This is a genomic window from uncultured Solobacterium sp. (assembly GCF_963550625.1).
In the GTDB taxonomy this organism is placed as follows: domain Bacteria; phylum Bacillota_I; class Bacilli_A; order Erysipelotrichales; family Erysipelotrichaceae; genus Bulleidia.
This window is the reverse complement of the sequence record NZ_CAUVCV010000029.1, coordinates 1-5380: the sequence shown is the minus strand read 5'-3', so window position 1 is coordinate 5380 and position 5380 is coordinate 1. Positions and strand designations below refer to the sequence as shown.

The following is a 5380-nucleotide window of genomic DNA, read 5'->3' as shown; positions in this document are numbered from 1 at the left end:
AGTAACGTATAGTGTTGAAGATAGTCAGCATAACAAAGCGGAGGCTACATTGAACCTGCATCTATCCGATAAACCAGCACCTACACCTGATGTTATCTATGTTGAGGTTCCATCGGGAAATACATCACAACAAGGAAATAATGGTTCGGAGCAAATTGCCCCAAGCACAAGTACATCACACGGAACGCAATACTTTATGTTTAGTGATGGATACAATCTTGATTCAGGATATTCAGCATGCATTGCGACTGGATCTGGATACGGAGCATATTCATGTGAGCCAATTATGGGTTCAGATGGATTATACAAAGGATATAAATTAACTTATTAAAATATTGGGGCAATTTGCCCCAAAGGGAGAAACGACATGAAAAACTTATTCAACAGATTAAACGATCGACAAAAGAAGTCAGTCAAAATCATTGCTGCTATGTTGATAGTTGCAGTGGTACTATTTGCAGTTTTGAATGTTTTACCAAAACCAAAGACAAACAATTCAGCAAAACACGAAACTAGCACTGAAACTTCTTCATCCAAGGAATCATCTAAGAAGAATGACGATAAAAAGAAGGATGACACTGGTAAGAAGGAAGATACTTCAACTACATCCGAAACACCTGTTACACCAACTACAGGAACAACTAGTACTGAGGCACAGAACAATAACAACAGTTCTTCAGTAACAAATACTCCAACTACTACGAATACAACCCCATCTCAACCAGAACCACAACCGATCTATCAAACGATCCATCATGAAGAGGTTGGACATTGGGAAACACAGGTGATAGCTGAAGCGTGGGATGAACCAGTTTATGAACGTAAGATTATTGGTAATAACACTGGTACAGTGTATGCAAGTACATTGGAATTTGCAGGAAATACAAACGGCGATGAAGGTTACCACGTAGGAAATGTTCAGGTTGGCACAACTCACCATGATGCCGTTACTCAGCAAGTGTGGGTGGTTGATCAGGCTGCATGGGATGAAACAGTAATCGTTGGGTATAGATAAGTAATAAAATTCATATGTTTAAAGTTTTCTCCTTGTAGGCGATAGATGTGAAAATCTACCGCCTTTTTTAATGGAGAAATCTAAAAAATAACATTGCCTATTTTGATTGTCTGTTAAAGGAAATAGGCGATGAGATATAGCATCACACGACAAGCTTTATACAACACAGAAAAAATTCAGGAGGAAAAAATGAAATATAAATCAATTAGAAGTAAAATTACTGCCATTCTAAGTATGATGGTAGCCTTTTTATTGGCAACAATTATTCCAGTAAAGCTTACAGCTGCTACAGTATTCGCAAATGGTGGTGCTGGTTCAGGTGGCTCTGGAGGTGGTGGTGTAACAGGTGATAATCCTGGATACACGATTTGGTATGACCAATGGGGAGCAGATGGAGAACCTCTACAAGGCTGGAACGAAGCATCCATGAACGATATGCAAGCACGTATCGAAGGCATGCTTGATAAGACGATGAATCCTAATAGTTATGGTGGTACACGTCCATACCTAGAGATTTATCAACAGGCTGCTCGTGAAGCACTTGCAGATGCAATGGCTCGTTCTGCTACAGGTAAGGCAAGAATTGTAGGTGTGTCAAGTATTTACTGGGATGGTGGTAACAACATGCAAGCGGCTTATGATACAAAAGCTAATGTATTACGTCTTGCTGGAACACGTTCTGGTACTGCTACAGAGTTACCTGACAATACAGGTTGGTCAACTTTATATAACAATGGAAGTGGTGCAACAGGTACCAATTGGAGAGATTGGCTTGAACAGTATGGTGTAAATAAGGCACCTGACACAAATTTAACTATGATTGTTTGGGCTGTAGCCGAGGGTGAGCCAGTGCCACCAAACATTGAACTTAAAATTAAGAAAACAAACGCACTTCCTACGTTAACACAAGGGAACAACTGTTATGCACAGGATTTAAGTGGAGCAGTATATGAGGTACATCGTAAGTCTGATTTAAGTGATGCACCTATTTTGACATTAACAACTGATGCGGATGGCAATGCTACTGCACCTAATGAAATTCCGTTCGATGGAACACAGCCTTACTTATATGTTAAGGAAGTAACTGCACCAAAAGGATTTGCATTAGATCCAACAACCCATGTTGTATCTCCGTATGATAGAAGTACATGGGTTGTAAATTCCACTGATACTCCGTTAAATGACCCTTTAAGAATCACTTTAAATAAAGTTAGTCCAGATAGTGAGGTAGTGGAAAATCCAGCAAGTTTAGAGGGTGCTGAATTCACCATCAAATATTATGCAGGGCAATTTACAATGGATACATTACCAACAGCACCTACAAGAACATGGGTTGTGAAGACTGCATTGATTGGTGGTAGATATGTTACAACTTTAGATGATTCTCTAAAAGTTGAAGGTGATCCATTCTACCTTGATGGAGGAATTCCAACATTACCACTAGGTACAATTACAGTAGAGGAAACAAAAGCACCAGCAGGCTATACGCTACAGAATAAAATGTTAAGTGCAGGTGGTCAGGAAGTAGCGAATGGAATTGCATTATTCAATATTACAGAGAACGATCAACACATAGCGGCTGTAGTTGGAGGTAATGAGTACACTGTTGTGGAAGGCGTTGTACGTGGTGGATTGGAGATTCAAAAGAAAGATGCAGCTACAAATGAAAATGTAGGGGTTGCTGTTTTTGAAATCATTAACAAGAATAACTTTGATGTTGTAGCTAGAGATGCGGATGGAAACATACTTGGCACTGCCGAAGCAGGACAAGCTTTAAACTATGCAATCACAACAGATGCAAATGGTTACTGGAAATCAAGTGATAACTTCTTGCCAGTTGGCAATTATGAATTAGTAGAAGTTGCTGCTCCTGCTGGATATTACCTAAATACAAATCCAAAGCCATTTGAAATCAAAGATAATGGAGCAATCGTTAGTCTTGATTATGCAGACGATAAGATTGTGATTGATGTTGCTAAAACAGATGGCAAGGGCAACAATGTTGCCGGCGCTAAATTAACATTAATTGAAAAAGATACAGGAAACGAAGTTGCCACATTCATCACTACAAAAGAAAACACAGACATTTCTAAGTTTGTTGAAGGTGGTAAGACTTACATCTTACGTGAAGATGAATCACCATTCGGATTCAATAAGTTTGAAGATATTGAATTTACTGTTACAGGCACACGCCAGCACGAACAAGTTGTGATGGCTGTAGACACACGTAAAGTGTTCTACGTGAGCGCAATTAAGGTTGATGCTATGGATAACTCGAAGAAGTTAAAGGGTGCAGAATTAACCTTATTTAAGGCTGATGGTACAGTTGCTTTAGATAAGGATGGAAAAGAGTGCAAAGGCATCACAGATGGCGAAGGAGTTATCACTTGGGCAGTTGAATATGCTGATGATTTAGGTGGCTATTATGTTCAAGAAACTGCTGCTCCTGAAGGTTATAGAATCAATCACGATCACTTCAAAGTTGAGTTGAGTGAAGATTATGATTTTGCGGTTAATAATGCTGTGAAAGTGGTCGTAAATGATATGGCATTACCTTCCGTTAAGACAGGTGATACATTCAATGTAGTAGGATTATCTATGATGTTTGTAGGTGGTCTAGCTGCAGCAGTATTCTTATTTCTTAAGAAGAAACAGTTTACTGAATAAACTTTAAGGCTTGAATTCTGGGGCAAATTGCCCCAGAGGCAGCATTTTTGGAGAAAACAATGAAATCAGACAATTTTTTTAAAGAGTTGAAAGCAAAGAGAAAAGTTAGTTATGATGAGTATGTTGCATATCTAAAAGGGAAAAGCGAAGATGAGATTGCAGGATTGTATATTGAATTACAGCTGAAACTAGAAAAAATAAAAAGACTCAGCCCATGGGTCTGCATCAGTGGATGTTCTTTGATGGGGTTAGGCTTCATAGCTAACTGTAAAGATATGGATATAAATTTAAGTGACTTTTGGCAGATAATGAATACTATTGGGGCTTTGTTCACGATTGTTTATATGATGGTGTTTATAACTAGAATGAGCATACTTTATTCAGAGATAAATCTGAAACGAAAGCTTCTTATTATTGATAGTTATAAAAAATTTGAAATGGAATAACATATTTTAGAAAAAGTAGATTATATGACAAATAGATAAAAGATATAAAAAGAGATTTCTTAGGGCAACTGGAAGCTCGTATGAGATTTCTCTTTTTGTTGTCTAATAAGAAATAAAAAAGTAAGAAGTCTCACCTAATGGAACAATCAAGGCTTGTTCTGCCTGTACTTCTTACACATATATTGTATTAGATGAAAGGGCAAATTTCAATAATGAAGATAGTTAGAATAAATGAAAATTTTATTGCAGAGACTATAGCAAGAACTGGAAGAGAGCAGTTATTAAATAAATCTACTAGAAGCTATGTTGGTTTATATGACGAAGAAACAAGTTGGTATATACCATTAAGATCTAATTTAGGTAGAAAAAAATCTTTAGATGCAATATTTGAAACACCTTTTAAAACAGATAATCCTCATTTTAAAAGAGCAGGATTAGATTTTGAAAAAGTTTATTTGTACCAGTGGATAATGTAATTGAAATACATAATACATTACCCAAAGAGCAATCTGAATTCATTAAAGATAATGAAGATGAAATTCGAGAAAGATTTGCAAATTATATTTGCAGTATAAAGAAGATGGATAAAACATCTACGAGCTATTTATTTTCAACTGCTGCTTTATTTCCGGAGGGAATTGAGCAAATTGAAAATAAATTTTATGCAAATAGATCACGCAACTCTGAACTCATAATTAAAGATGAGTATGAATATTTACAAACTGATATTTATTGTGATGAGGATATAGATATTGATTTTGAGTAATGGCTTGGGGCAATTTGCCCCAAGTTTTTTGTGGATTAGAAGAAATGTTGTAAACAGAGAGAGGAGAAATAAAAATGTGGAACAACAGAGTAATTTTGTCAGGAAATTTAGTAAGAGATGTTGAAGTAAAGGTGACAGAAGGAGAAAGTGGTAAGCACGTAGCAAACTTTACAGTTGCCGTACAACGTACTCGATCCAAGGAGGATGCTGTAGACTTTATTAATTGCGTTGCCTGGGAGCAGGTTGCTGATTATTTAGGTTCTTATGGTAAGAAGGGCAAGCGTATTGAGTTAGAAGGACGGTTACATACACGCTCATACGAGAAGGATGATAAGAAAATCTATATAACAGAAGTGTATGTGGATGATTGTCATTTAACTTCAAACAAGAATTCAAATGAGGAAGAATAGAGGCTGTTAAAAGATGAGCCTAGAGGAACTTAGAAGAATAAACGGTGATATAGTACATGAAGATGGAAGTATTGAT

The 5380-nt window shown here is 36.9% G+C and carries 6 protein-coding genes and 1 pseudogene; all 7 read left to right on the top strand.

Annotated elements, in window-relative coordinates; translation table 11 throughout:
* Window positions 1–331, top strand: a pseudogene (locus tag RYK16_RS08250) (hypothetical protein); the annotation flags it as partial.
* Between the two features lie 36 nt (window positions 332–367).
* Window positions 368–1015: a hypothetical protein gene (locus RYK16_RS08245; RefSeq protein ID WP_314851777.1), complete on the top strand. Its 648-nt coding sequence runs from the start codon at window positions 368–370 to the stop codon at window positions 1013–1015.
* Window positions 1016–1204: 189 nt separating this feature from the next.
* Window positions 1205–3682 carry a SpaA isopeptide-forming pilin-related protein gene (locus tag RYK16_RS08240; protein WP_314851776.1) on the top strand — a complete coding sequence of 826 codons (2478 nt, stop codon included), beginning with the start codon at window positions 1205–1207 and terminating at the stop codon, window positions 3680–3682.
* Between the two features lie 59 nt (window positions 3683–3741).
* Window positions 3742–4128 (top strand): hypothetical protein, encoded by a 387-nt coding sequence (locus tag RYK16_RS08235; protein ID WP_314851775.1) that lies wholly within the window; start codon window positions 3742–3744, stop codon window positions 4126–4128.
* A gap of 212 nt (window positions 4129–4340) precedes the next feature.
* Window positions 4341–4604, top strand: coding sequence for a hypothetical protein (locus RYK16_RS08230; RefSeq protein ID WP_314851774.1), 264 nt, complete (start codon window positions 4341–4343; stop codon window positions 4602–4604).
* A complete protein-coding gene (locus tag RYK16_RS08225; protein WP_314851773.1) occupies window positions 4592–4894 on the top strand; it encodes a hypothetical protein in 303 nt (100 codons plus the stop codon). Before RYK16_RS08230 ends, RYK16_RS08225 begins: the two co-directional genes overlap by 13 nt.
* Before the next feature lie 74 nt (window positions 4895–4968).
* Window positions 4969–5304, top strand: a complete 336-nt coding sequence (locus RYK16_RS08220; RefSeq protein WP_314851772.1) for a single-stranded DNA-binding protein — start codon at window positions 4969–4971, stop codon at window positions 5302–5304.
* Window positions 5305–5380 lie beyond the last annotated feature (76 nt).